This window comes from Microcystis sp. M53603_WE2, assembly GCF_030065435.1.
Map to the genome: position 1 here is coordinate 1 of NZ_JASJFF010001316.1, position 1,118 is coordinate 1,118.

At 41.6% G+C, this 1,118-nt stretch carries 2 protein-coding genes; both read left to right on the top strand.

Annotation, left to right across the window (positions count from 1 at the left end; all coding sequences use genetic code 11):
• Window positions 1–181: hypothetical protein (locus tag PX481_RS27585; RefSeq protein WP_288097136.1), on the top strand; the 181-nt coding region annotated here is incomplete at its 5' end.
• A 641-nt stretch (window positions 182–822) separates the two neighbouring features.
• A partial coding sequence (locus PX481_RS27590; protein ID WP_288097138.1) for a substrate-binding domain-containing protein occupies window positions 823–1,118 on the top strand: 296 nt, incomplete at its 3' end.

Consider the following 1,118-nt stretch of genomic DNA (forward strand, 5'->3'; position numbering starts at 1 on the left):
GCTAACCCGTGAAGTTAGGACAATAGCAGGGAGTCTTGAACGAACCAACGAGCGCTTAAATCAATTTATCACTCAAGCTGAGAGCGATCGACAGTTTTTCCGCAACGAAGTCACCGGCATCCGTACAGAAGTTAAGCGAATTGTAGAGCATCTTTTCGGACAATCCCCAGATCAGGAGTAAAGATTAGCCAACGGGTATATATTAGCCAAATCACCGGCAAAAAGCTTGATCAACCCTAATTAGGGTCTGCTGAAAAAGTTTTTCGTGGGTGCAGGGTGTGGGGTTTTACCCATTTTTATACTAAATCCGGTTATTAAAAACTGATTATTTATTCACCCTTTTGCCTCTTGCCTGTTGCATGAGTGCCTGTCCTGATAAGTAACCTATACTCAACGGATTTAGTATCAGGTGGTCAATTACCTAATGTTCAGGGAAAAAGTGCCTAAATTTCCCCAAGATCACTTCCAAGATCGGCACTTTTTGATGGGAAAAAGTCTAAAAGTCTTATCCAACAAGGTTTTTAGATTTATTCAGCCTGCTCTAGATAAAAAGCTTTATCCGGGCAATTTCTCCCCAACAGATGGTTTAAATTAAGATTTCATCCTTGAATAGATACAATAGATTTTTGTCTTGATCGGTCTAACTAAATTGTTGCCAAAAGCTGTGAATTTTTTAAATCAAACTTAACCGAAATTTTACCAAATCTTAACCAAAAAAATCTCCAATATTTCTAGATTTAAAAGTAATATTTATGCCTTAAACTATATTTTGAAGAAAGTTCAACTTTCCCAATTGTGCAGGATTCTTCAACCAGAAAATTTATGATATTCTCAACTGCTACCCTAACTCGTGTGTGTGCTGTCTCCTTCGCCACGGCAGCGGCCTTAGCAGGGACGATGGGAGAAGCTTTCGCCCAAACCCTGAACGGTGCAGGAGCATCCTTTCCCGCGCCCCTATACCAGCGTTATTTTGCCGACTATAAAAACGCCACCGGTGTCACCGTTAACTATAATTCCGTCGGTAGCGGTGCTGGTGTCCGGCAATTTATCGCCGGAACCGTCGATTTTGGGGCTTCTGATGCCGCTCCTTCCTCCTCGGAAAAAAGCCAGATGAAAAA